The organism is Tenacibaculum sp. XPcli2-G (assembly GCF_024124505.1).
Classification (GTDB): Bacteria; Bacteroidota; Bacteroidia; order Flavobacteriales; family Flavobacteriaceae; genus Polaribacter; species Polaribacter mesophilus.
The window spans coordinates 106,373-132,409 of sequence record NZ_JAMXSH010000002.1 but is presented as its reverse complement, the minus strand read 5'-3'; the positions used below and the strand labels follow the sequence as shown (position 1 = coordinate 132,409).

Below are 26,037 nucleotides of genomic sequence, written 5' to 3'. Positions count from 1 at the left end.
AGTAGTTAATGGTTCGTTAAAGAGTAAATAAACTTAATGACTTTTGTCTTAAGTTTATTTCTATTTTACTTCAATAGCCTTAATTATTTCAGTATAGTTATAACGTTTCGCCAAATCTAAAGGCGTATCGCCTTCATAGGTTTTTAGATCTAACCGTGCTCCTGCATCTATTAGCACCTGTGCCGCTTTTGGATTGTTGTGCCAAATAGCATCATGCAAAGGTGTGTAGCCATTATTCAATCCTTGATCGTCTATATATTTTTGGGCGTCTTTGTGCGCTACCAATAACTCTAAAACTTCTGGATTGCCTTTATAACCACCTTTATGAAACGCAATTGCATTCATTGGGTAACCACGCTGACCAATGTTTGCACCAGCATTCAGTAATACATTAACAAGTTTAGGATAATTATTCCTAGAAGCTACTAATAGCGGAGAATGTTTATCGTTACCTGTTCCTGTTATATACGATTCAGTATTTACAGGCTCTCCTGCTGCTATTAAAGCAGTTACTTTTTCAAGCTTTTGGTCTTCGGTTAGCTGTTTGTTTATTACTACCTGATATATTTTTTGCTCAGCTATTTTTTCTTTCAAATCCACCTCATAATCATCAATTATCTTGCGAAGAGAATCATACCTCTTCTGGTCATTATCGTTTGGAGAGGAATCCCAGCCACCAATCATATCTCTAGCCATAATGCCACCGTTAGGGCTTTTTACATAAATATTAATATCTTTTGCTTTTAAAAGAGCTTTTATATTTTCACCTTTACTGTACCAAGCAGCAACCATTAAAGGTGAGTGCCCAGCACGTGGTGTAATTTGGTTTACAAAAGCACCGTTTTTAATTAAAATATCGATCATTTTTGGATTATCGGTCTGCGAAGCAATATGTAATGGAGCATTACCCATACGACTATCTAATTGATTAATATCGGCACCATTGGCAATTAGTTCGTGTACTTTAACTTCATCATTATCTATAATAGCTTGATGGAGCTGTGGTAAACCTGTAGCTGTTTGTTGCATGGTTTTAATTTCTTTTTTTTCTAAAGATTTTATTTGATTTTGGGTGCAATTTAACAGCATTAAGGCTGTAAAAATTACCATTAAAAACTGTTTTTTTTTCATACTAATATGTTTATTGGTTTATGTGATAGATCATACCTGTTTTATCATCTTCTATGGCTTGTTTATACAATTTGGCAAACTCAATTGCTGGTACACCATAGGTAGAATCCATTCCCATTTGTTCCATAGTTTCTTTTGCAAAAGATGGACTTACCGCATTAATTTTAAATTCTTTGCTTTCTACGGTAGCTGCTTTTACAAACGCTTCTACACCTGCATTAATAACGCTTAAAGATAAACCACCAACCATTGGTTGTTTTGCTAAGATACCAGAAGATAATACGAAAGTCGCACCTGGATTGGCATACTTTCTACCCAGCATAACTAAGTTTATTTGCCCCATTAACTTACTTTGCAAACCGTCGTGAAAATCTTGAATACTATGTTCTTCTATGTTTCCCCATTTACCATAACCGCTTGTTGCTATTAGTGCATCAAAACCACCAATGCTTTTAAGCGTAGTATCTACTGCTTCTGCATTTGCCATGTCTAATTTATAATTGCCACTTGTACGATTAATAGTAATAATTTCATAATCTTTACATAAAATATCTTGTACTTTTGAACCAATGATGCCTGTTGCACCGACTATAATTACTTTTTTCATTTTTATAATTCGTTTACTATATATTCTTTAATTTGTATTTGACCATTAGTTGTTAGGACTAGCTTCCAATGTTCTTTAACATTGAGCTGTAATAATTCACCAGATACTTTTTCTGCTTTTAGCTTAATAGTTAAATACACATCAAAAGCATTGTTTTCTTCTTGAATGATTATGGACTCAATACGATGTTCATTATTGGGTTTTAAGGTATTTTTAATGTTGGTGTACCAAGTTTCAAACCCTTTAATACCAGTAAATTCTCCCTCAACAAATTGAAATTGCGTATCGTTATTTATATAAGGCGTAAATGAAGATGCATCTGCCAAAACATCAAATTTGGCAAACCAATCTTTTACAAAGCGCTCAATACGTACTTCTGCACTAGTATTGGTTATTTCCTCTAAAACAGCAGCTAATTTTTTAATATGATTATCGGCACGTTGCAAAACAACCTCTTTGGTATTATACACACCCGGAACATAAGTTAAACCATGTGTATAAACCGGTTTTAGATAATTCATTTGACTTAAATATGCCGTTTGTTGTAAGGGTCTGATTAGTTCTTCTATGGCAAAATGATTGTAACCTATTGGCGTGTATGCCTCTTCTGGTCCGCCAACGGTAATGCTTAACAAAAAGTTTTTACCTCTTAATTTATCACCTTTAGAACCATATGCAAAGTTGAAACTAAACACTTCATCAAACCATTGTTTTAAAATGGCTGGCATATTGTACCAAAAAAATGGAAATTGAAAAATAATCGTATCTGCAGCAAGTAGTTTGGCTTGTTCGGCTTCTACATCTATTTTAAAATCGGGATATTGGTTGAAGATATCACTGATCTCAAAATGATTAAATTGTGCTGCAATTTCTGTTGATATATGTTTATTGGCTACCGAATCTTTAAGATTTGGATGCGCTAAAATCATTAATGTTTTCATTTTTGTTTAAAATTTGTGGCGCCCGTTACCAAATAGCGTTCTATAATAGGTAATGGTTCATTGGTATCTTCTCGCATTATCCATTGTTGATCTACACGGAGATCAGAGTAAGTGTTGTCTTTAAAAAGAGCCCGCCAGTGTACAATAAATTGAGCCATATACTTACCGTTACTAAGGTAACTTACATCTATTTTTTCGATGTCATGATCATCAGAAATGAGTAAATCATGTATCCATCTATGCCATTCCAAAAATTCAGATTTTGAATGTATATTTTTGTAAGCTGGAAAGTCTACGAAAATATCATCTGCAATTAATTTATTGAAAGCTTCTGCAGATACATGTTCGTTATTACAAGTAGCCCGTTCATACATAGAAAATATTTTGTAAACAAAGCTTTTAATATCATTTTTAGTAAATTTTCTATTTCGAAAAGTATGCATTAGTTGTTCATACTCTATAGTTTTTGTATTCATTAGTATTTAAATTAGTTGTACATACAATTTAATTTAGAGCCTTTCATTTATCAAAGTATTGATAGACTTTTATTCTACTTCGTTAAGTTTTGTATTAGCTAAATGCATGTCAGCAGTTAGTTTTACAGCAAATTCTTCTCCTAATAAATTACAGTAAGCTTTATATAAGTTACCCAGTGCTTCGTCTAATGAAGGTTTTAGGTTCTTACCTTTTTCAGTAGGAATAATAAGTGTGTTTCTGCCTTCGTGAGTTCGTTCTACTAATTGCATCAGAACTAATTTATCTATAAAACGAGTCATTGTAGATGCTTTTACATTTATACGCTTACTTAATTCGTTTTGACTTAAATTAGGTTCATCAATTATTAATAACATTAAATGAGCATAAGATGGTGCTAGACTAGTAACTCTGAAGGCATCTTCTGCCAGTTTACCTATATACCTTGATAGAGTGTTTGTAGTAAAATACAAACAGCATTCCTGAAAAGACTTTAAAGGTGTACTCATTTTTTTATTAAAATTATGAGACAAAGTTATATGTAATTAGTTGTACATACAATTTTTTAACTTAAAATTATAATAGTGATTTAAATACTATTTAAATCACTATTATAACCTATTTCTTTTTTACATTTTATTAACAAACCAGTTACTTGCTTTTTTTACAGCTTCAATAACTTCGGCATCTTGGTCGTAGTATGCGAATTGATGAAATGGTGATTCTAACTCTGTATCCATCCAATACAATTCTTTGTCGGTTGCTGCAATGTTATTAAAATATTTTTTGGTATATGCTGGTAGCACAGCACCGTCTGAATGTATCATTAATACAGGTTTATTTAATTTTTTTGCAGTTGGCATTGGATCTACTGTTAACCAATCTTCCCAACTTGCTACAGCAAATTTATCGTTACTCCATTGTTTTACAGCACCACGATCTTTATTTAAATAATAATCGTATGGTCCGTACATTGCGGCAGTTGAGTCTGTTTTTGAAATGGTTAGAATATAAGCTACTTCCCCTGTTTCTCCATACATTTTTTTTGCCTGTTGTGCTGCCTTAATTTTTGCCTGCACACCTTCTTTACCTCCATAAAATAATTTTACAGCTTCTGCATCGTGTAACCAAGATGCTGTAGTGACTACAGATTTAATGCGGTTGTCTTCTGAAGAAGCTATTAAGGTATACATTGCACCTGCGCAAACACCAAATGCACCAATTTTTGAATTATCTACTTCTTTTAAACTTTCTAAAAAAGAGACTGCATTTTTTATATCTTCTTTCTTAAGATTTGGGCTTTCGTAAAAACGTGGTTCACCTTCACTTTCACCATAATTTCTAAAATCAAAAGCTAATGTAATTAACCCTTTTTCCGCTAGTTTTTCAGCATATAAACCAGCCATTTGTTCTTTAACGGTTGTCCAACTTCCTGAAACGACTACTGCAGGATACGTGTTTCCTTCTCTATAATTTGCTGGGTAATATAAATGGCCTACTAAGTTTAATCCATCGCTTTTAAATGTTACTTTTTTCATCTTTTTATGTGTTATTTCTTTTGTCTTTGTTAGTTTTTGTGGGCTGTTTTTTGTGATGGCTTTATAGCCAGTAATTGCTATAAATGCTGTAAGTGCTATTGTTAATATTTTCATGTTTATTTGATTTTATCGATTAAGCCAAAACCTCTTGCGGCTACTATTGGGTTGAAAATTTCGACATATTCGGTAATTTTACCTTCAGTATTGAATTTAAAAGTTGAATAATAGTTGTTACTGTATATGCCTGCATTATGTTTTAGTTTTATGTGTCCTGTGTATTTTGCATATACCATTGCAGTATTTTCCATTGCAAAAATGTCTTCAATGTTAAATGTCATTCCATCAAAATTTGGAAAAACAGGTTCCCAATAGGCTTTTATTCCTGCTTGTCCTTGCGCTCCTTTAGGAAAAAGGTCTGAATGGTATGGATTAATTTGCTTACCATCTTCTGCAAAAAGATTGGCTACAGTTCCTGCATTTTCATCTTCAAGTGCTTTAAAGAATGCTTTAACCGTACGGATGTTTTTTTCTGAAGTTGATAATTCTTTTACATGTCCTGTAACATTATTGATAGCTTTTTGCGGTAAGGAAAGGTTACCATCTTGATATTTAAAATTAAATATCATTTTAGTGATTTTCCATTGTTTATTTATTAGTTTTAAGTCTAAATTATAAGTGCCAACTACCGTCCAAAGATGTCCTTTGTCGTCTTCTAAATAATGGGTTGCTGTGCCATAAGCAAACACTTTGGCAGTTTCACCATTTATGGTTTCCGTAAGGTTGCTTATTTGATGATGAGTGTAGGTAAAACCTGGTAAAATGGTTTTCCAAGTGCTGGTAATTTCTGATGGTTTTAAGGTCGTTGCTGGACTTCCCATAGAGGAATAATCTAATACAACTTCGGTGTTAAAACAGTCTTCTACTTGAGACCAATCCCTTTCATCAGATGCTTTAAATAACTTTAAAACGATGTCTTTTGGTGATGTCATTGTTTTGCCTTGTATTGTAATTGCCACTAAGAGAGTAGCAATCGTTAATAAATATTTCATAATCTTGTTTTACGGTACAAAGATGCTACGGAACAGCGAAGAAAAATTTATAGAATCAAAGCAAGAGGTAGGAAAATCAAAGATTAGCTATTTTACGGTAGTTAGCTGGTGTTTTTTGAGTTTGTTTTTTAAAGAAACTACTAAAACTGTTTGGTGTATCGAAATGCAAACCATAAGCAATTTCTTTAATACTGGCTTCTGAATGTATTAAACGTGATTTAGCCAAATGCAAGACGTGTTTTTGTATAGTTTGTTTTGCAGTTTGACCAGTAATTAGCTTTACTACAGCATTTAGATGATTAGGATGAATATTTAATAATTCGGCATAAAATCGTGTGGTGTGCGGATTGGTTTTATTAGAAATAATTGAGTTAGGGTAAAAGCTTATTTCAATTTGTGATTGAAAACGAGATAGAATTTTTAAATCGGTTTTACGTATTTCGGCAGCAGCATTTGTATTGCTAATGTTTTTGTGAAAGTACCGTTTTACCACATTTAGTAATAGTAATAAATACGATTCGATAAGTTGAAACTTGTCAACGTTATCGCTGTGGTATTCATTGTAAATAGCATTATATATAGACAGTATTTTAGTCACATCGTCTTTATTTACTTCAAAAGGCATGCTTTTTTCAATTTTTAAAAACGAAAAATGACTTAAAATATCTTGAAGAAAATTAGATTTAGCGATAAAATCTTTAGAAAACATCAGATAATAACCATTCCAATCTGGAATAATATCCCAGGAAATAAGTTGAAAAGGCGAGTTAAAAAAAATAACAGAACCGTCTGGAAAATCTTTAAAATGACCTGTAATAGCAATGCCACTACCTTCAACTTTTATAGCAATAGCATAAAACTCATGCCTAAAAGCGGGCATTTGACTAACTATTGTAGGCATATTGTCTTTAAAGCTTCTGATGTCAAAATCGGGATGCTTTGGTGGTGAAATATTAATTGCCTTACAATAAGCGGCTATATTTTTAAAGTGTTGCATACTATTTAAAGACGAAACTAAACAATAGACTTTACAAAACTATATAATTAAGACGTTGATTATTTTTATATTTTACAGTCATTTTATCTTGAAGTTTATCAACTAAATAACTATTATTTCCATTTTTTTTCAATGTATTAATAAATATTAGAAGCGTTTGCTATCTAAAAGTCATTTATTTCAACTTTATTTTTTACTTATAAATATAGTTTACAATACTTTTTTATTTATTAAAAAAGTGTTTAGTGTATAGATGTCTCAAATGGACTTTGTAGTAATGTCTCAGTATAAAAAATCGGCTTAAAATTTCAAAAAACTTAAGCCGATTTTTTGTTTTAACGATTACAATGTTTGTCTATTTTCATAGGTGAATTATTTTTCATATTCACTTAGTAGACGATAATACTTTAATAAAGATGTATTGATATTACATTATTTTGGCAATGCAATTTTATTAATGGTAAAATTTAGGTTACTGATATCGCCTGAGGCTTCATTAATTCTAGAATTGGTATAATACAAATCTCCATCGTATATACTAAAAGTATCTGCCCATTTTACTTTTTCACCTTCTATTAAAGTTTTAATAGTACCATTTGGAGTAATATAATTAATTTTGTTGTGCTCTAAATCGCCATAATAAAGATTACCTTTTTGGTCAAAAATCATTCCATCTGGCGCAGACGTTTTAGCTTCAAATTTTACAGAAGCTTCTATTTTAGATTTGTCTTTTAAATTGAAACTATTTACTGGAATAGAGTACAAGCTATAACCTGAAAGTGCATGGTAAAATAAACGTTGATTTTTTTGATCAAACGCAATTCCATCGGAATGCACAACGTTTTTCCAAACTGTGTTGTCAAACGTAAGTTCAGATACTTCAGCCATGGTACTTTTATGATTATCTAAAATACGGGTACTTTTTCCTGTGTTTAAATTTAAAGCGACTAATCCTGCGTGGTTAGAATCTGTAAGATATAGTTTGTTATTGGTCTTATCTACACGTAAATCGTTAATGTAAGAATCGGTATGATAGCTGTCCTTTTCTAATTTATACGTTTGCTCTAAAATATTAGTATTCAAGTTGAACATAAACACTCTAGGAGCATCTACAACACCATTAAATTTTGGGTTTCTCGTGTCTAAAATGTATAGTTTATCTTCAAAAGCAACAACAGATTGTATAGCAAGAAATTGATCTTCTTTTGGGTGTTTTCCTAGTTGCCAAAGATTCCAAACCTCGTTTGGGTAAGGTTTATACGAACCATTTTTAAACACTTCGACTACTGAATATTTTACTGAATCTCGCCATCTAGGAAAATTAGCAAATACACGACCGTCTTGAGTTACAGTAACTCCTGTAACTTGCTGCCCTTTAAAGCTAGCAATCTCTGTAATGTTTGATTTGTTTTCTGAAATAGATTGCTTGTTTTCAGGTTTTTTAGTTTCTCTTTTAGTTTCGTTTTTACAAGTAATAAGAGAGAAAATAGATAGCGATAGTATGAGTATTTTTTTCATTTTAAAATATTTTACTTTTCTTCATTAGCATAAGCACCAGAAGAATATGTTAACTCGTAGCTGTGTGTGTAAATTTCGAAAACAATTCCAAAAGGGTCTTCTACATAACACATTTTATAGGGTTTGTCGTTCGGATAATATTCTCTAATAGGCATACGTTGTTTTCCTCCAGCTGCAACTATTTTTTCAATTAAGCCTTCAATATTAGGATCTTGGATGCAAAAATGAAACAACCCTGTATTGAATGGGTTAAATTTTGGAGCTTCTTTTTTGCCGTGAGGAAAACTAAAAAGCTCAACACCTATTCCGTCAGAGGTTGCTAAATGGGCAATTTCAAAGGTTTCCCAATCGTCACCAAATACATCAATACACATTTGCCCTATGGCTGTATCAGTTTCTTTTTTTACTAGAGATGGAGGCATAATAGTATACCAGCCCATTACTTCTGAATAAAACTTAGCAGCTTTATTAATATCAGGTACTGTAATTCCAATATGAGAAAATCGTTTAGGATATGTTTTCATTGTTTTATAATTTATAAAGTTAATTGCAAAGGACAAAATTATTTTCTTTTTAGTATAAATTATATTAAAGTTCTGTGAAAAGTTATTAAACACTTTGTTTATATAAATAATGTGTTGTTTTTTGTATATAAACTCTATTGAAATTATTATTTAAATTTGTCGAATGCAAGATAAATATGAATTACTGAGGAGGCATTTTGAAGAAATTGTTAAGGTTACAGATGAGGAATGGAATATTATAAAACCTCATTTTCAATTTAAAAAACTTAAAAAGCACCAGTTTTTAATACAAACAGAACAACCAGTAGATTGTGAGTTTTGGATTATTAAAGGGCTCATAAAATCATATATTATAGATGAAAAAGGGCACGAGCATATTCTTCAATTTGCTATGGAAGAGTATTGGGTTAGTGATTATTATGCATTTCAGTATAAAGAGTTAGCGACAACTATAGTAGATTGTATTGAAGATTCAGAATTTTTCTGTTTATCATTTGAATCAAGAGAAATTATCTGCGAAAAAATTCCTGCAATAGCAAACTTTTTTAGGGTTAAATCTAATTACGGTTTTATTAACCTACAGCAACGAATTTTATCTTTATTAACTCAAACAGCTGAAGAACGTTATGATGCTCTATTATTTAAATTACCTAAGCTAGTACAACGCGTACCCAAAAAATTAATAGCAGCTTACTTAGGAGTTTCTAGAGAAACTTTAAGTCGTTTTAAAGGTTAAAAAATGATATACATCACATTTTTATATTGCGATACATCACTTTAAAATTGTGACATACATCCTCGTATATGCTAAGGTTTTCATTGAATTTTGTCTAAGAAATTTAAACAAAAAACAAAACAATGAAAACAAGATTTTATACATTCATACTTGCTTTATTTTTTAGCACTGCATTAATAGCACAAAAAAAACAAAACAAACCAAGCGTGTTAATGGTACTATCTAGTCACCAAGAATTAGGTAAAACCGGAAAAGAAACTGGCTACTATTTAAGTGAAGTTACGCATGCTTATGAGGTTTTTGAAGCTAATAATTATGAGATAACACTAGTTAGTCCAAAAGGAGGAAACCCGCCAGTAGATGGTTTTGATCTTAAGGATGAAGTGAATAATAAATATTGGAATGATGCAACATTTCAGAACAAACTTCAAAACACATTAAAAGCTTCAAAAGTAAAAGCTAAAGATTACGACGCTATTTATTATGCTGGTGGACATGGAACAATGTGGGATTTCCCAAGCAATAAAAAACTAGCAAAAATTGCTGCAAAAATTTACGAAAATGATGGTATTGTAGCAGCTGTTTGTCATGGTCCTTCGGCTTTAGTAAATATTAAATTATCTAATGGTAATTATTTAGTCGATGGTAAAACGGTAAGTGTATTTACAAATGAAGAAGAAGCCAATGTAAAATTGGAAAACGTTGTGCCATTTTTATTAGAAAACAAACTTATTGAACGTGGTGCGACTGTAGATAAAGCAGCTATGTGGCAAGAAAAAGTAAGCGTAGATGAGCGTTTAGTAACAGGTCAAAATCCTGCTTCTGCAAAATTAGCAGCAGAAAAAATTGTAGAACTTTTAAAGGCTAAACACTAAAAATGGAAACGCAAATAGGAACTTTAAAAGCAAAATCAAAACGTAAAAGCCTACCAGCTGCATTATGGGCATTAACCATAAGTGCATTTGGTATCGGTACTACAGAATTTGTTATTGTTGGCTTACTGCCAACAGTAGCAAACGATTTAAACACCTCAATATCCTCTGCAGGTTTATTAGTAAGTCTGTACGCCGTTGGCGTTGCAATTGGTGCGCCAGTATTAACCGCATTAACAAGTCAAATTGCAAGAAAACGACTGCTAATAGCCATAATGCTATTATTTATAATTGGTAACGGATTGGCAGCTATTGCACCTAGTTTTATCTTACTAATTTTAGCTAGAATCTTAACAGGTTTTGCACATGGTGTGTTTTTTTCAATAGGCTCAACAATTGCAGCTAGTTTAGTGCCGGAAGATAAACGTGCTTCTGCCATTTCTATAATGTTTGCAGGTTTAACTGTAGCAATCGTTACTGGTGTACCATTAGGAACCTATATAGGACAAAACTTTGGATGGCGTGCCACCTTTATAGGTGTTGCTATCTTAGGAATTATCGGTGCGGTAGCAAGTTACTTTTTGGTACCAGCGTCGATTAAAACATCAAAACCACTTCGTATTGTAGATCAGTTAAAAGTACTTAAAAACCGTTCTATTTTGCTGGTACTTTCTATCACAGCTTTAGGTTATGGTGGTACTTTTGTAACCTTTACCTATTTAGCTTCTTTATTAGAAGAAGTTACTGGTTTTTCAGCAAATATGACGAGTATTTTATTACTAGTTTACGGTATTGCAATTGCATTAGGTAATGTAATAGGCGGTAAAGTATCTAATAAAAAACCAGGGAAAGCCTTAATGGTTATGTTTGCCTTACAAGCTATAGTATTGTTAATACTTTATTTTACAGCATCTAGCCAAATATGGTCAGTGGTTACACTATTTTTTATGGGCATATTAGCCTTTTCTAACGTGCCAGCATTACAATTGTATGTAGTAAAAATGTCTGAAAAGTACTTGCCAGGTACCGAAGATGTTTCATCAGCTTTAAATATAGCAGCCTTTAATGTAGGTATTGCAATTGGTGCTTATGTTGGCGGACTTATTATTGAATCTTCACTTGGTGTTGGCGCAACACCTTGGGTAGGTAGTATATTAGTAATAGTCGGCTTTTTAATCACTTTGATTTTATACAAAAAAGAAAAACTTTAAAACAATGAAAACTTTACAATTTAGAAATAACGACGAAATGCCAATTTTAGGTCTTGGTACCTTTAGATCAGAACCTAACGAAGTGTACACGTCGGTATACGAAGCTATTAAAATAGGTTACCGACATATTGATTGTGCATCAGTATATGGTAACGAAAAAGAAGTAGGAAACGCTATCGCAGATGCCATTAAAGAAGGTATTGTTACACGTGAAGACCTATGGATTACTTCAAAATTATGGAGCGATTCTCATGGAAGAGAAAACGTTATTCCTGCGTTACAAAACACCTTAAACGATTTACAGTTAGAGTATTTAGATTTATACCTAATCCATTGGCCAATTGCCTTTAAAAAAGGTGTCGAGTTTCCTAAAACAGCAGAAGAATTTATTCCGCTTGAAGACCAACCACTTACAGACACTTGGAAAGGTATGGAAGATGCTTTAGAACAAGGCTTAGCTAAGCATATTGGGATGAGTAATTTCAACCAAAATGATTTAACAGATATTATTGATCATGCTAAACATTTACCAGAAATGCTTCAGGTAGAAGTGCATCCGTTTTTACAACAAAACGAACTGTTAGAATTCGCTAAAGCACATCGCATTCACATGACGGCTTATGCACCAATAGGTTCTGGTGCAAATGATGATGATGATTTAAATTTGTTGAAAAACAAGACTATTAACGATATTTCAACTGCTAATAACATGACTGCAGCACAGGTACTTTTAGCTTGGGATATACAACGTGGTGTTTCGGTAATACCAAAATCGGTTAACCCAAAACGCCTTCAAGAAAACTTTAATACTATTGCTTTTGAATTGAATGAAGACGATATGAAACGTATTGAAGCTTTAGATAAAAATCATCGTTTTATAGATGGTACTTTTTGGGAAGTTGAAAAAGGTCCGTATACAGCAGAGGGTATCTGGAATGACTAAGAACAAAACTACATCAGACATGTTTACTTATTTAAGTTTTAAACTGTTTGATGTAGTTCAATTTTTTTAATTTTATGAAAAATTTTGATAAACTATACAAACCAGGTAAAATGACGCTTGGTATTGAATTTCCTTTAGATAACGATTGGTCTTTAGAAGGCGATAAAAAACGAAAGGAAGATGGCAGACCATTTGGTGTGCCAGATATTAGTAAGCATTTACAGTACGTTAAACAAATTGATAAGGCTGGTTTTGCTGCAGTTTGGATTAGAGAAGTACCAGTTTACGATCCTAATTTTGGTGATGGCGCACAGTTATTTGACACCTTAAGTTATTTAGGGTATTTATCTGCCGCAACTAAAAATGTGTTGTTAGGTACAGCCGCAATAGTTTCTCCATTACATCAACCTATAAAACTAGCAAAAGCAACCGCTACGATAGAACATCTAAGTGACAGCCGACTTATTTTAGGCTTAGGTTTGGGTGATAGACCTGTTGAGTTTCCAATGTATGGTATCGATTATCAAGAGCGACCAAAATTGTTTAGAGATCATCTAAATATTATGCAAGAAGCTTGGAAAACCAACAGTGATTTATCGGCCATATATCCGTTTTTAAATAAAGGTGTTGCGGTATACCCGAAGCCAAAACATCAAATTCCGCTAGTCGTTGCTGGACATTCCGGACAAAGTCTTGAGTGGATTGCCAAAAATGCTAATGGTTGGTTTAATTATCCAAGAACACCTGAAGAAACCTATTTAAACCGTAAACGATGGTGCGAAGCATTATACGATACAGATCAAGCCTGCAAACCTTATATTTCGGCATTTCATTTAAATCTGTTACAAGATGATAATACTATGTTTAAACCACATCGTTTTGGTGGTTCAGTTGGTATTAATCATTTAACTGAATTACTAAAAGCTTACGAAGACGCCGGTGTAAACCACATGGCCTTACATTTACGAAAGTCAGACACATCTTTAGATGAGGCGATTTCAAAAATTGAAACAGTAGTTCTTCCTAATTTTTATTAATAATTTACATAATCAACAATTTCTAGCCCGTAACCAATCATACCTACACGTTTAGTTTGTTTAGTATTAGAAACCAAACGTAGTTTATGAATGTGTAAATCGTGTAAAATTTGTGCACCAATACCAAAGTCTTTGTTGTCCATGACTACATTAGGAGCTTTCATTTCACCTTTTGTTTGGTTCTCTTTTAAAATGCGAAGTCTATTTAAAAGGTTTAATGCTTGCATTTGTTGGTTAATAAATAATATAGCGCCTCTACCTTCATCATTAATAACTTTGAACATTTGATCTAATTTTTTGTCAGCATTATTGGTTAAGGTTCCTAAGATATCATTGTTAACTAAAGTAGAATTAACACGAGTTAAAATAGGCTCATTTTTACTCCAAGTACCTTTGGTTAGGGCAATGTGTACTTGGTTATTAGTAGTTTGTTTATATGCACGAAGGCGGAAATCACCAAAACGAGTTTGAATGTTAAAATCTTCTTTCTTTTCAATTAACGAGTCGTGCTCCATTCTATAAGCAACTAAATCTTCAATAGAAACAATTTTTAAATCAAATTTCTTAGCAACTTTCATTAGTTGAGGCAAGCGTGCCATGGTACCGTCTTCATTCATAATTTCAACGATAACGCCAGCAGGCTCTAAACCAGCTAAACGAGCAAAATCTATAGCAGCTTCTGTATGACCGGTTCTACGTAATACACCTCCGTTTTTAGCTTTTAAAGGAAAAATATGCCCTGGTCTAGCTAAATCAAAAGGTTTTGTATCAGAATTAATTAAAGCTTGTACAGTTTTAGCTCTATCAGAAGCAGAAATACCTGTAGTAACACCATTTCCACGTAAGTCAACCGATACAGTAAAAGCAGTTTCCATAGGGTCGGTATTGTTACTAACCATCATTCCTAACTCTAATTCTTTACAACGAGTTTCAGTAAGAGGGGTACAAATTAACCCACGACCATGAGTTGCCATAAAGTTGATCATTTCTGGGGTGATTTTTTCTGCAGCTGCTAAAAAGTCACCTTCATTTTCACGATCTTCATCATCAACTACGATAATAACTTTACCGTTTTTTATATCTTCAATAGCTTCTTCAATTGTGTTTAATTGAATATTAGTTGGTGTTTGTGTTGTCATTATGTTGCGGTTTTCTCTTTTTAGAGAATAAGTTTTTTACAAAGTTTCGTATTGGAGCAAAAAAGCTATTAATATCAAAAAGACCTTTATCTTTGGTAGCTCTAACTGTTAAAATAATAGCCAAAGGTAGCATTAAAAATACACTTAGCCAAGAGCCAGTAATAGCTGTAAGTGAGCTTTCTTCTGCTAAGTTTCTTCCGAAGGTATTGGAGAAAAAATATAGTACATAAATGGCAATTGCCAAAATCATAGGTAAGCCCATTCCTCCTTTTCTAATAATAGAACCTAAGGGAGCACCAATAAAGAAAAGTAATAAACAAGAAAGAGAAAAGGCCATACGATTAAAAAACTCTATATCATATAAATTTAAATATTTTCGTTTGTTTTTTAAGATGTCTTTGTTGGATTTATTATTGTTGATTGTACGTTCTAATTTAGAGGTAGCTACCGAAAGAATATTTTGCTTTTCTTTTAATTCAAAGTTTTCAAGAATGTCTAGAGAAAGGTTTTTGTTTATTAATGAGTCAGGGTGTTGGTATAAATCTTCTACATCAATACTTAAAAACAAGTTTTTAGCTCTACTACTAACAAAAGCATCATAATTTTGTTTCATTGTTGGCAAAGTGTCTTTTAACTGAGCCAAACTTAACATATTGTAATTTGTTTTATACTTTTCATCTTCCAAACCATCATCATTAAATGAAGAGATATCAATGTTAATAGTATATTCTTTAAAAGTTGCGTAGGAAGCTGGCATTTTTTCTCGCTCTTTATAAGAAGCTCCGTTTTTCAAATGATGTTCAAAATAATGTCCATTTTTTAAAACCAATGTCATATAACGACTACCTTCTTCTGAAAGAATTTCACCACGTTCTGCAGTAATTATTTTATTGTTTCCTTTTTTAGAAGATAAGTCGTAAATCATCACTTCTTTTAAAAGGTTATCATCTTTACCGTACTTTTCTTTAAATTTTATTTGAAAATTAGGGATTTCAGTGTTAAAACTTCCTGCAACTAACGCTATTGCAGGTTGTTTCTTTTTAATGTTTACCTTCATGTTTAATTGCTTAAGCATTGCGTATGGGTATACATAGTTAAGAAACAAAAAGTTAATACTACTTAAAAAAATAGCTAAGAAAACAATAGGGCGTACCATACGCTGTAAAGACACACCTGCAGATTTTGCTGCAGCAAATTCATAATTTTCAGATAAACTACCCAGTGTCATAATAGAAGATAATAAAACACCAATAGGTAAAGCTTGAGGAGTGACAATAAGAGTTGTGTACCACAAGAATTTTAAAATAATTCCTGCGCTAATACCTTTACCAGCAAAATTATCAAAAGCTAACCATAATACTTGCATTACTAATACAAACAAAATGATAAAGAAGGTTGCTAAAAAAGGAACTAAGAAGCTTTTTAATATATATCTGTCTAATGTTTTCACAGATGCAAAGGTAGTAGGTTAGTGGCATATAAACACAAAAGTTTTGTTAATGATTTTTGAGCAAATCAGTAACAAAACTTTTATGTAATTTTTTAGTCGATATAATATCCTTGCTTAGCATACTTAGTTCTATCAAAAGAAAAAAGTTGAGCAGATATAGGTTGATTACTTTTAAATTTAGTAATTGTAAAAGTAGTTTCAGCTCCGTTAGAGCCTATTTGGGTAAGTTTATAAATATGTTTTGTTTTAGCATCGATACCTAATTGAACTTTTACAATATCAGAGTTACTATCAATAGGAGTAAGGTCTATGTACTGAACTTTACGTCCATTACTGTTCTTTAAAGCCCCCATTTGGTAATTATAACCTTCTTTGTAAAAAGTTAATAATTTAGAAGGGTAAATAAAGCCATCTTCTTCATCTAAATTACCATTGTTAATACTAACCTCCTTTTCATCTTGGTTAATAACAACTAATTTTTTTCCATCAAAAATAAAGGTGTTTCCAAGATAGTCTAGGTTATATTTTTCACCAGAGAGTGTAATTTCTCCTCTTATTGGAGGGTCATTTGTGATACCCGCTTCTTTGTTAATTAAAGAAGAATTAAAACCTATAACCATGTTTCTGTAGGTACCCATTTTATTTGAAACTTCATCTAACAGTTTTTTTGCTTCAGAAGAATCTGTTTGTCCCATAGCACTAATGCTAATACATAATCCAATAAATAATAATCCTATTTTTTTCATCGTCTTTCTTATTTCCACTTTCGGAATAGTTTATAATTATTAATTCTTTTCACTTTCTAATAATTGCTCTAAAGCAATTAAGTCTGGTACAAGTACTTGTCGTGCTTTGCTACCTTCGAAAGGACCTACAATACCAGCGGCTTCTAATTGATCTATTAATCTACCTGCTCGGTTGTAACCTAACTTCAATTTACGTTGCAATAACGATGCCGAACCTTGTTGTGCAGTAACAATAACTTCAGCTGCTTCTTTGAACAGTTTATCTCTGTCTGCAATATCAACATCAAGATTTGTGCCACCTTCTTCGCCAACATATTCTGGAAGTAAATAAGCTTCTGGGTACGCACGTTGGGAACCAATAAAATCGGTGATTTTTTCTACTTCAGGTGTATCTACGAAAGCACACTGAATTCGAGTAATATCATTTCCTCCAGAATACAATAAGTCACCTCTACCAATTAATTGGTCTGCTCCTGGGGCATCTAAAATAGTTCTCGAGTCAATTTTTGAAGTCACTCTAAAAGCAATTCTAGAAGGGAAGTTTGCTTTTATAATACCTGTAATTACATTAACCGATGGACGCTGAGTTGCCACAATTAAATGAATACCGATGGCACGTGCTAATTGAGCTAAACGAGCAATAGGGGTTTCTACTTCTTTTCCAGCGGTCATAATCAAATCAGCAAATTCGTCAATTACTAATACAATATAAGGTAAAAAGCGATGTCCGTTTTCAGGATTTAGTTTACGAGCCTTAAACTTAGCGTTGTATTCTTTAATGTTACGAACCATGGCATTTTTAAGCAAGTCGTAACGATTATCCATTTCAATACATAAAGAGTTTAAAGTGTTAACTACTTTGGTAGTATCTGTAATAATAGCATCAGAGTCATCTGGTAATTTCGCTAAGTAATGACGCTCTATTTTATTGAATAGTGTTAATTCTACTTTTTTAGGATCAACTAATACAAACTTTACTTCAGCTGGATGTTTTTTGTATAGAAGTGATGTTAAAATAGCATTCAATCCTACTGATTTACCTTGTCCTGTAGCACCTGCCATAAGTAAGTGAGGCATTTTAGCTAAATCGATAACAAAGGTTTCGTTTGAAATAGTTTTACCTAAAGCAATAGGAAGTTGCATAGGTGATTCTTGAAACTTTTTTGAAGCAATTACCGAATGCATAGACACGATAGTTGCTTTTTTATTAGGTACTTCAATACCAATGGTTCCTTTACCTGGAATAGGAGCAATAATACGTATTCCTAAAGCTGAAAGTGATAAAGCAATATCGTCTTCTAGGTTTTTAATTTTTGAAATACGAACTCCAGCTTCAGGTACAATTTCATATAAGGTAATTGTTGGGCCAACAGTTGCTTTTATTTGTGCAATACCAATTTTGTAGTTTTTTAAAGTTTCTACGATTTGATTTTTCTTAGCTTCAAGTTCGGTAGGGTCAACAGAAATACTTTCGTTATATTCTTTTAGTAAGTTAAAAGAAGGGAATTTAAAATTTCCTAGCTCTAAGGTAGGGTCAAACTCGCCAAAATCTTTGAGTAATTGATCTGATAAGTTTTCAGAGACACTTTTTTCTTCTGCAATTTTTTCAATAGCAACTTCTACTTCTTTTTTACTGTCTTCTAATATATCTATCGTAGGCTCGTTAGTTTGAGTAATATCTAAAGAAATTTCTTCTTTCTTTTCGTTATTTGAAGTTTCATCAACACCAGAATAGTTAGAAATGGTTGGTTGTAAATTTTCTAGAGATAGTTCAAAGTCTGATTTATCTTTCTTTGCTTCTTCAGCTTTAGCTTCTTCAGAATTGATGTTAACATCAGTATTATTTACAATTGTAGAGTCATCTCTGTTAACTTTAGGAGTATCTTTTATAGCGTTAGCTTTTTTCTCTTTATTAACTTTTACCTTTTCACTAATTGTTTCAGGAGTAATACTAAAGCGTATAATTAAATAAGCAACTAAAAAGAAAATAAGCAAAATAGCTAGCCCTGTTTTACCTATGAAAGTTTGTAAATATTCATTTAATTCAAAACCAATAACTCCTGATAAAAGGGCATGTTTTTTTTCAAAAAAACCCAGAGTTATTGCAAACCATAACATAATAAGAATAGCCCAGTTCCAAGAGGTTATAATTCTTTTTAGATTGGTTTGAAGTAAAATTCTAGATCCTGTTAAAAACAATGTTATAGGTATAATAAAAGCTCCTAAACCAAAACCGTCGTATACAAGAAAATTACTGAGTTTAGCACCTATTTTTCCTAATAAATTTTTAGTAGGAATTGTTCTGTCTGCAAATTGACTAAGTGTGCTTTGATCTTCTTGCCAAGAGAAGAAAAAAGAAATAAAAGCAACGGTTAAAAATATAGAAAACAGTAATAGAAAAAAACCTAGAATAGTTTGGTTTTGTCTATTTGAAAAAAAGGTTTTAGCCTTTTTAATGATAGAAGTTTTTGGCTGTTTTTTTTGAACAGTTGTCTTTTTTTTTGCCATGTATTTTTGTTAGGAATAAATTGAACGCTACAATATAGCTATTATTTTAGGAAGGTAAATTACTCCAGCAATAATTAACGATACAAGAGCTGCAAATGCAGGAGCACCAGCAGCAATATCTTTAATGAAACCTATTTTTTTATGGTAATTTGGGTGTATAAAATCAGCTACTTTTTCTATGGCAGTATTTAGAGCTTCAGCAACTAAAACAACTCCTATAGCTAACACTTGAACTATCCATTCGGTTGCAGATATGTTAAAGTAAAAACCTAAGAAAACAGCAATTAAAGCAAATGTAAGCTGAGCCTTTATGCTATCTTCTGTAGTTATTAATAACCACATTCCCTTAACTGCAAATTTAATACTACGTATGCGTCCTTTTAAAAAGCCGTCATTCGGGTTCTTCATATATTCTTAAAGAGCTTTTAACGCAGCTTCATAATTAGGTTCGTCTACAGTTTCGTTTACTTGTTCTGTATAGGTTACAGTACCATTTTCATCAATAATAACAATAGAACGAGAATGTAAGCCTGCTAAAGGTCCTGTAACAATTTCCAATCCATAGTCTTTGCCAAATCTACCAGCAGCAAAATCAGATAACATTACTACATTTTCAATACCTTCAGCACCACAAAAACGATCTTGAGCAAAAGGTAAGTCTCTAGAAATACATAAAACTTTAGTATTTTCTAAATTGGCTGCTTTTTTGTTGAATTCTCTAACAGAGGTAGCACAAGTACCTGTATCAACACTTGGGAAAATATTTAAAATTAATCTAGTACCATTAAAGTTATCTAATTTTTTAATAGATAAATCAGTTGCAACTAACGAAAAATCAATTGCTTTAGTTCCTATTTTAGGTAGGTTACCTATTGTTTCAATAGGGCTCCCTTTTAGTGTTATTGATGCCATTTTATTCCAGTTTTAATAAAAATCAAAGGTAGTTAAATAAATTAAAAAATAAATAAGATAAAGTTGGAGCACCTTTAAAAAACTTATCTTCGCAGCTTGAAAAATGGATAGAAATTGAATTTACAACAATATACATCTGAGTTTAAATATAATTTAAAACTTGCAGCTCCTGTAATGTTAGGTATGTTGGGACATACTTTTGTGAGTTTTATAGATAATATAATGGTAGGGCAATTAGGAACTGCTGAGTTGGCAGCAGTTTCATTAGGAAATAGCTTTATGTTTATAGCTATGTCTTTAGGTATTGGTTTTTCTACCGCAATAACTCCTTTAATTGCTGAAGCAGATTCTTCAAATAATTTTACGCAAGCAAAATCTACTTTTAAGCATGGACTTTTTTTATGCACTATGATGGGGCTTGTACTGTTTTTAGCTGTTTTCTTTTCGAAGCCGTTAATGTATTTAATGAAACAACCTATAGAAGTAGTTGAGTTAGCGATTCCATATTTAGATTTGGTAGCCTTTTCATTAATTCCGATGATTATTTTTCAGGCATTTAAACAGTTTAGCGATGGAATGTCGATGACACGTTACCCTATGTATGCAACATTAATAGCTAATGTGTTAAACGTGCTACTTAATTACTTACTTATTTATGGAAAGTTTGGTTTTCCAGAGTTAGGAATAGTAGGAGCTGCTTATGGAACATTACTTTCAAGGTTTGTAATGGTAGTATATCTGTGGTGGTTGTTAAGTAAAAAGGAACGTTCAAAACGCTTGGTAACCAATATTAAGTTTTTTGTTTTAGATACTTTGATGATTCGAAAAATATTAAATTTAGGTACACCAAGTGCTATGCAAATGTTTTTTGAAGTAGCTATTTTTACGGCAGCAATTTGGTTAAGTGGATTGTTAGGTAAAAACCCTCAAGCAGCAAATCAAATAGCATTGAATTTATCTTCTATGACATTTATGGTAGCAACCGGATTAAGTGTTGCTTCTATGATTAGAGTGGGGAATCAAAAAGGATTAAAAAATTATAAAGAATTACGAAGAATAGCGTTTTCAATCTTTTTTTTAGGAACAATATTAGCGGTTGTATTTGCTACTTTCTTCTTTGTTTTTCATAAATCATTACCAAATTTATATGTTGATTTAAGCGATGCTGAAAATTATGCAGATAATATGGAGGTAATGAGTATAGCAGCAAACTTATTAATTGCTGCCGCAATTTTTCAGATTAGTGATAGTATACAAGTTGTAATGTTAGGTGCTTTACGTGGTTTACAAGATGTTAAAATACCTACATTAATAACTTTTATATCGTATTGGATAGTTGGTTTTCCGATTAGCTTTTTCTTTGGAGCAAAAGATATGTATGGTAGCTTTGGTATTTGGTTAGGATTACTAGCAGGATTAACTACAGCGTCAATCTTATTATTTATACGATTTAACAAATTAACTATCAAACTTATTAAAACAAAACACTATGAACTTACCTAAATTTTTATTAGCAGATAATAGTAAACACCCAGAAGATATTTTCGTTTTGCATACTGAATATCCTCGTTTTTTAATTAATTTAAAAGACGATGAAGTTGAATGGTTTGAAGATTTATCAAATGAAAATGAACAAGATTTAGCTAATGAGTTAGAAAGCTTAATTGAAGCTGCAGGATTGTTTTATGATGCAGAAATGGAAGGGTTAGATTAAAAATTAGCCTTCTAAAAATTCAATAGGGTTTAGATAAAACATTTTTTTCCACCCTTGTCTTTCTGAATCAATCTTCCATACATAAGGTATTATAGTAAGTATAGAGTAGTGTAAATGTGGAGCTTTTCCAGCGGCATTCCCACTAGTTCCGACAGAACCAATTACTGAGTTATTATTTACAAAAGTTAAAGAAGATGTTTTTAAGTTTTCTAAATGTGCATAATAATGTAGCCTCCACTTTGGACCTAAAACTAGCACTGTATTTCCGCCCATACTTGTTTTTCCAGAAAATAAAACTATTCCAAGAGAAGAAGAAGTGATTTTAGTGTTTTTCTTAGCAAAAATATCAACCCCTTTGTGAGTAATTGATTTTCCCCAAGGGTAATACCAAAATGATTTTGGGTTGTAATCTGATTTGGTAGCTCCCTTAACAGGCATTTTTAAGTTTTGAGGAATTAAAAAACCTGTTAATAGAAGCACTAAAATAATAAGAACTCTTCTTTTTATTTTAATAGCCTTTACCACCAAAGCTCTGTTTTTTCTTCTTTCCAAAGAATTAATCTGAAATCTTCATAATGATTTCCATTACCAATGGTATGTGTATCTCTGTGCCCTTTACCTAACTTTAATTTATGAAGAATTCCAGCATAGGTACTTACCCATAAAGTTTGATTGTTGTCAGAAATTGTAATACCGCTAATGGTAGAGCCAAGATAATGTCGCCAAATACAGTTCCCATTTTTATCAAAAGCTTTAATGTATCCGTAAGCATCACCTAAAATGTAATAGTCTTTAGTAGCTGTACCAACATACACTCTCATTTCATCATCAATAACCTTAAAATTATCTGCTTCATCTACATAAGATTCAACTTCTAATCCGTTTAAGTTCTTAGCATCAACCCCTATGGTAATTCCGTTATAAAAATGACAAGAGTTTGTAATAAGTTGTTTGTCGTCTTTAGAAAATAGGCAAAAATGAGGATAAGAAGATTGCGGACCAATTTCTCCAATTTGATTTCCTTCATTATCTAATACTCGATGATCAAAAGATTGATCACCAACTACAATATATTTATTGTCATTAGATAAAGCAGCGTTTTCCATGTCTATGTATGGTTCCCATTCTTCATCTTCTAAATCGGGCAAAGGATGTATCATGTGTGTCTTGTTTTTAGATATTAAAAATATTCCTTCTGAAGTAGTAATAAGTACTTTTTTCCCATCGTTGAAGGGTGTTATATTTGAAATACCTAATTCATTTATATCGCCTAACTCAAAAGTTTCAATAATTTCTCCATCCCATTCTTTACGTGTAATTAATGTTTTTGGAGTTTTAATTGCAAAAATGTTGTTTTGATGAGATTTTCCTATGGCATCAATGGTATTATCTAATTTAATAAGTGTTCTGTTGTTTAGAAGATAGGCTTGCCTATTTTGATAGGCGCTACCTGTTACAAAAACGATTTTTTCATTTTCAATAAAGCATAGCTGTTCAATACTTTGTCCTTTTTCTTTAAAATATTTTATTAATGGAGTATGAGCAGGTGGGTATTGTTTTCTGAACTCTTCAATATGTCCAGTTTTATTGGCTTCTCTTAACTTTTGTACCACGACATCAGCTAAATGGTTACGGTTGTCTTCTGGTTCTTTACCTTTCCAATTTTCCCAACCATGTTCTTCACCAAAAGCAACCATTTTATTTATCTCAGAGGCATAAGTTTCGCCTATGTTATACCATTCTTGTTGTATTTCTTTGTCGTTTGCTTTACTAGTCTCCATTATATACTTTTACTTTTTAAATATGTTTTACTTTTTTAAAGCCAATCAGCCTCAATTCCTTTTTCTTGAAATTCTTCTAAAAGTGAATCATTTTCGCTGTAAAGAAGAGAAATGTTTTTTAAGTTAGGAAGTAGTTCAGCATCAACAGCAGAGTTTACACTAAATACATCATCTTCACCATCCCAAAAGGGAATAATTTGACCATAGATTTCGTCACCACCATCCATGTCTAGTTCTTCAATGTTTTCAACCATTTCTGAAGTAATTTTTAAGTTTTTAAAATGTTCTAATACTTCAGGAATAATTTCATAACCTTCTTCTTCAATAACATCATAAGCTTCTGAGCTAGATAAGTTTCGCTGTTTTTCTATAAACTCATAAACGTCTAATTTAGGCTCTAATACTTCTTGAACATACATTAATTCATTAATCACTGCTAGTTTAAAGTTTAATTCTTTAAAATTTAATTGATTACTCATAGTCTACTTTGTGTTTTAATTAGCAAGAGGTTAAGTGTAGAAAACACTTAATAGCTTTTTTGGGTGAAATTATTTATAAAAACAAAGGCAATCGACACGAAATTTGTTAAAAAAAATATAAGATTAGCTTGTGAATGATGATTAAAGTTTATGAAAGAAACGCAATAGCGTATTTCTATCACTATTGCGTTTTTAGGTCTATTTAGTTATTTGATGTGTCCAAAAAGCACCACTAATATCAGTTATTTTTAATGTATATGTTCCGTTAGAAAGATTAGAAAAAACTTGATTTTTGAAAATCATTTTAGCTTTAGCACCCAAAGGCACAACCAAGCTGTGTTTACCTGGTTTTATTTTAGCAACATAATAATTTAAGATGTTTTCATTAGTTAAAGAAGCTAAGTCTTTTTGAGAATACTGAATAACAGTATTATTTTGTTGGTTTGATAATTCAACAGAGATAACCCAAGAACCGTAAACATCAACACCCTCTGTTCTAAAAAGGTCAAAAGAAAGTATATCGTTGCTAATTTTAGCTTCTGTTATTTCTAATTTAGGTTTTACTGATTTGTTATGAAGTGTACCCCAAACTCCGCCATGAAATACTTGGTTTGTGAATAAAGTCATTCCTAAAATAGCCAAGGATCCTATTAAAACAAATTTTGGAAAAATATGGTTCTTAATTGGTATAACTCCTGACCCTAACCATGCAAACCATTTCTTTTTAGTAAAGGAAAAATTGTTTTTTATGAAGTAGTTGTCTATTGAATATTTACCGCTGCCTGTTAAAAAAAGTACATAACCTGTTGCAATTCCAAGTACACCAATTTGCCATTCGTCAAGACATGTTGTACCTATCCAACCAGAGCCAAGGAGAATTCCCATTGCTAACCCAAATACACCTATACTCATTATTCTGGTAAATAAACCAAATATGATGAATAAACCTACAATTCCTTCAATAATGGTAAATATTACCATGTTTAACCATAGGATGTCAGGATTTTCTACTAAATATTGAATAAGAGGTTTAATGCCTAAAGCGTTAGGGAGAAAATGATTGAATTTTTCTCCAATGTACCCAGCTACTTCAGGATCAAGTTTATTAGCTAAAATTGTTCTTCTCCAAAAGGCAGAAAAATATGTCCAGCCAATAACTAAACGTATAGCAAGAACTAAAAGTCCAGAATCATTTTTTATATTGTTGTTAATCATTTTTTTATTTAAGTTAAGTGAGGCTAGCTATTTAAACTTAAGGCATAGCCACGAGTTACATAAACATTGTTATGTAGGTTGTTATTGTTTTACTTGATGTTGTTAAATTCTACTTTTTATTAAAGTAAACTATTAAGTGGAAAGTGGTATTAAAGATAAACCTTAAAGTTTTTAAATAAAATATAAAGAGGAACTGAAGTTGTTACATTTCTCTTTTTTTGATAATCAATCCTTGTTTTGTAATGAAAAATTTCACCAAAGCTAAAAGAAAGGTTAAAAGCTCTATTTATAAAAAAAGGATAAACCTTAATAGAAGAAGGTATTGTTTGTAGTAGAGAAATGTCTGTAACCTCACGACTATAGCAACTAAGATTGCTCGTGGTGGTCTGACTTTTACTCGAAACCTCTGTAAGAGGAACACTAAGTTCTGCTTGTATAAAGTTTCTAACCTTACAGGGAGAAAATAGCAATAAAAATACTAGCCCTACTATTGGAAATAGGGATGATGTATTGGG

The 26,037-nt window shown here is 31.9% G+C and carries 27 protein-coding genes; 7 read left to right on the top strand and 20 right to left on the bottom strand.

Translation table 11 applies throughout. The features are described 5' to 3' along the window. Positions 1-60 precede the first annotated feature (60 nt). The 10 genes from NH341_RS05270 to NH341_RS05225 all read right to left on the bottom strand — a co-directional run bounded on the left by NH341_RS05270 (position 61) and on the right by NH341_RS05225 (position 8,779). On the bottom strand, positions 61-1,131 hold the full coding sequence (locus tag NH341_RS05270; RefSeq protein WP_253055910.1) for an ankyrin repeat domain-containing protein: 1,071 nt from the start codon (positions 1,129-1,131) through the stop codon (positions 61-63). Positions 1,132-1,141: 10 nt separating this feature from the next. Next, complete coding sequence (locus NH341_RS05265; protein WP_253055909.1) at positions 1,142-1,738, bottom strand: short chain dehydrogenase; 597 nt, start codon at positions 1,736-1,738, stop codon at positions 1,142-1,144. A gap of 2 nt (positions 1,739-1,740) precedes the next feature. After that, complete coding sequence (locus NH341_RS05260) at positions 1,741-2,679, bottom strand: NAD(P)H-dependent oxidoreductase (RefSeq protein ID WP_253055907.1); 939 nt, start codon at positions 2,677-2,679, stop codon at positions 1,741-1,743. Beyond that, positions 2,676-3,155 (bottom strand): hypothetical protein, encoded by a 480-nt coding sequence (locus NH341_RS05255; protein WP_253055905.1) that lies wholly within the window; start codon positions 3,153-3,155, stop codon positions 2,676-2,678. The genes NH341_RS05260 and NH341_RS05255 overlap by 4 nt, the downstream gene beginning before the upstream one ends. A 69-nt stretch (positions 3,156-3,224) precedes the next feature. Further along, positions 3,225-3,662, bottom strand: a complete 438-nt coding sequence (locus tag NH341_RS05250; protein WP_073181308.1) for a MarR family transcriptional regulator — start codon at positions 3,660-3,662, stop codon at positions 3,225-3,227. Positions 3,663-3,782: 120 nt separating this feature from the next. Then, a complete protein-coding gene (locus NH341_RS05245; protein ID WP_253055903.1) occupies positions 3,783-4,805 on the bottom strand; it encodes an alpha/beta hydrolase in 1,023 nt (340 codons plus the stop codon). 2 nt (positions 4,806-4,807) lie between these two features. Beyond that, positions 4,808-5,740, bottom strand: coding sequence for a nuclear transport factor 2 family protein (locus NH341_RS05240; RefSeq protein WP_239178925.1), 933 nt, complete (start codon positions 5,738-5,740; stop codon positions 4,808-4,810). A 76-nt stretch (positions 5,741-5,816) separates the two neighbouring features. Beyond that, positions 5,817-6,737: an AraC family transcriptional regulator gene (locus NH341_RS05235; protein ID WP_253055901.1), complete on the bottom strand. Its 921-nt coding sequence runs from the start codon at positions 6,735-6,737 to the stop codon at positions 5,817-5,819. A 432-nt stretch (positions 6,738-7,169) separates the two neighbouring features. Next, the gene (locus tag NH341_RS05230; RefSeq protein ID WP_253055899.1) at positions 7,170-8,255 is read right to left on the bottom strand and encodes a major royal jelly family protein; all 1,086 of its coding nucleotides are present in this window, start codon (positions 8,253-8,255) and stop codon (positions 7,170-7,172) included. A gap of 11 nt (positions 8,256-8,266) precedes the next feature. Then, on the bottom strand, positions 8,267-8,779 hold the full coding sequence (locus NH341_RS05225; protein ID WP_047789299.1) for a VOC family protein: 513 nt from the start codon (positions 8,777-8,779) through the stop codon (positions 8,267-8,269). A 163-nt stretch (positions 8,780-8,942) separates the two neighbouring features. Here NH341_RS05225 and NH341_RS05220 point away from each other — a divergent pair, with 163 nt between their 5' ends. From NH341_RS05220 to NH341_RS05200, 5 genes are all read left to right on the top strand, one after another. Further along, positions 8,943-9,515 (top strand): Crp/Fnr family transcriptional regulator, encoded by a 573-nt coding sequence (locus NH341_RS05220; protein ID WP_253055897.1) that lies wholly within the window; start codon positions 8,943-8,945, stop codon positions 9,513-9,515. A 122-nt stretch (positions 9,516-9,637) separates the two neighbouring features. Beyond that, a complete protein-coding gene (locus tag NH341_RS05215; protein ID WP_159616078.1) occupies positions 9,638-10,390 on the top strand; it encodes a type 1 glutamine amidotransferase domain-containing protein in 753 nt (250 codons plus the stop codon). Between the two features lie 2 nt (positions 10,391-10,392). After that, positions 10,393-11,598, top strand: coding sequence for an MFS transporter (locus tag NH341_RS05210; protein WP_173360665.1), 1,206 nt, complete (start codon positions 10,393-10,395; stop codon positions 11,596-11,598). A 4-nt stretch (positions 11,599-11,602) separates the two neighbouring features. Further along, the gene (locus tag NH341_RS05205) at positions 11,603-12,541 is read left to right on the top strand and encodes an aldo/keto reductase (RefSeq protein ID WP_253055895.1); all 939 of its coding nucleotides are present in this window, start codon (positions 11,603-11,605) and stop codon (positions 12,539-12,541) included. A gap of 74 nt (positions 12,542-12,615) precedes the next feature. Next, the gene (locus tag NH341_RS05200) at positions 12,616-13,578 is read left to right on the top strand and encodes a TIGR03571 family LLM class oxidoreductase (protein WP_253055893.1); all 963 of its coding nucleotides are present in this window, start codon (positions 12,616-12,618) and stop codon (positions 13,576-13,578) included. Here NH341_RS05200 and ribB read toward each other — a convergent pair. From ribB to tpx, 6 genes are all read right to left on the bottom strand, one after another. Continuing rightward, positions 13,575-14,717: a 3,4-dihydroxy-2-butanone-4-phosphate synthase gene (gene ribB / locus NH341_RS05195; protein WP_047789295.1), complete on the bottom strand. Its 1,143-nt coding sequence runs from the start codon at positions 14,715-14,717 to the stop codon at positions 13,575-13,577. The genes NH341_RS05200 and ribB overlap by 4 nt on opposite strands. After that, positions 14,695-16,167 (bottom strand): LptF/LptG family permease, encoded by a 1,473-nt coding sequence (locus NH341_RS05190; RefSeq protein WP_073181290.1) that lies wholly within the window; start codon positions 16,165-16,167, stop codon positions 14,695-14,697. The genes ribB and NH341_RS05190 overlap by 23 nt, the downstream gene beginning before the upstream one ends. 92 nt (positions 16,168-16,259) lie before the next feature. After that, entirely contained in the window at positions 16,260-16,913 is a 654-nt protein-coding gene (locus NH341_RS05185; protein WP_047789293.1) for an outer membrane lipoprotein carrier protein LolA, read from the bottom strand. 39 nt (positions 16,914-16,952) lie between these two features. Further along, positions 16,953-19,421 (bottom strand): DNA translocase FtsK, encoded by a 2,469-nt coding sequence (locus tag NH341_RS05180; protein ID WP_253055891.1) that lies wholly within the window; start codon positions 19,419-19,421, stop codon positions 16,953-16,955. Positions 19,422-19,448: 27 nt separating this feature from the next. Further along, positions 19,449-19,829 (bottom strand): diacylglycerol kinase family protein, encoded by a 381-nt coding sequence (locus tag NH341_RS05175; RefSeq protein WP_047789291.1) that lies wholly within the window; start codon positions 19,827-19,829, stop codon positions 19,449-19,451. A gap of 6 nt (positions 19,830-19,835) precedes the next feature. After that, positions 19,836-20,333, bottom strand: coding sequence for a thiol peroxidase (gene tpx / locus NH341_RS05170; RefSeq protein WP_047789290.1), 498 nt, complete (start codon positions 20,331-20,333; stop codon positions 19,836-19,838). A 114-nt stretch (positions 20,334-20,447) separates the two neighbouring features. On the opposite strand from tpx, the gene NH341_RS05165 reads away from it, so the two are divergent. Further along, positions 20,448-21,836 carry an MATE family efflux transporter gene (locus NH341_RS05165; protein ID WP_047789289.1) on the top strand — a complete coding sequence of 463 codons (1,389 nt, stop codon included), beginning with the start codon at positions 20,448-20,450 and terminating at the stop codon, positions 21,834-21,836. Then, positions 21,823-22,047, top strand: a complete 225-nt coding sequence (locus NH341_RS05160) for a hypothetical protein (RefSeq protein WP_073181286.1) — start codon at positions 21,823-21,825, stop codon at positions 22,045-22,047. Before NH341_RS05165 ends, NH341_RS05160 begins: the two co-directional genes overlap by 14 nt. Before the next feature lie 3 nt (positions 22,048-22,050). On the opposite strand, the gene NH341_RS05155 is transcribed toward NH341_RS05160, so the two are convergent. The 4 genes from NH341_RS05155 to NH341_RS05140 all read right to left on the bottom strand — a co-directional run bounded on the left by NH341_RS05155 (position 22,051) and on the right by NH341_RS05140 (position 25,522). Further along, positions 22,051-22,599, bottom strand: coding sequence for a M23 family metallopeptidase (locus NH341_RS05155; protein WP_253055888.1), 549 nt, complete (start codon positions 22,597-22,599; stop codon positions 22,051-22,053). Continuing rightward, positions 22,566-23,828, bottom strand: a complete 1,263-nt coding sequence (locus tag NH341_RS05150; protein WP_239178909.1) for a hypothetical protein — start codon at positions 23,826-23,828, stop codon at positions 22,566-22,568. Before NH341_RS05150 ends, NH341_RS05155 begins: the two co-directional genes overlap by 34 nt. 35 nt (positions 23,829-23,863) lie before the next feature. Continuing rightward, positions 23,864-24,307, bottom strand: a complete 444-nt coding sequence (locus NH341_RS05145) for a hypothetical protein (protein WP_159492484.1) — start codon at positions 24,305-24,307, stop codon at positions 23,864-23,866. A 198-nt stretch (positions 24,308-24,505) separates the two neighbouring features. Beyond that, positions 24,506-25,522, bottom strand: a complete 1,017-nt coding sequence (locus NH341_RS05140) for a TQO small subunit DoxD (protein WP_167713501.1) — start codon at positions 25,520-25,522, stop codon at positions 24,506-24,508. Between the last annotated feature and the right edge of the window lie 515 nt (positions 25,523-26,037).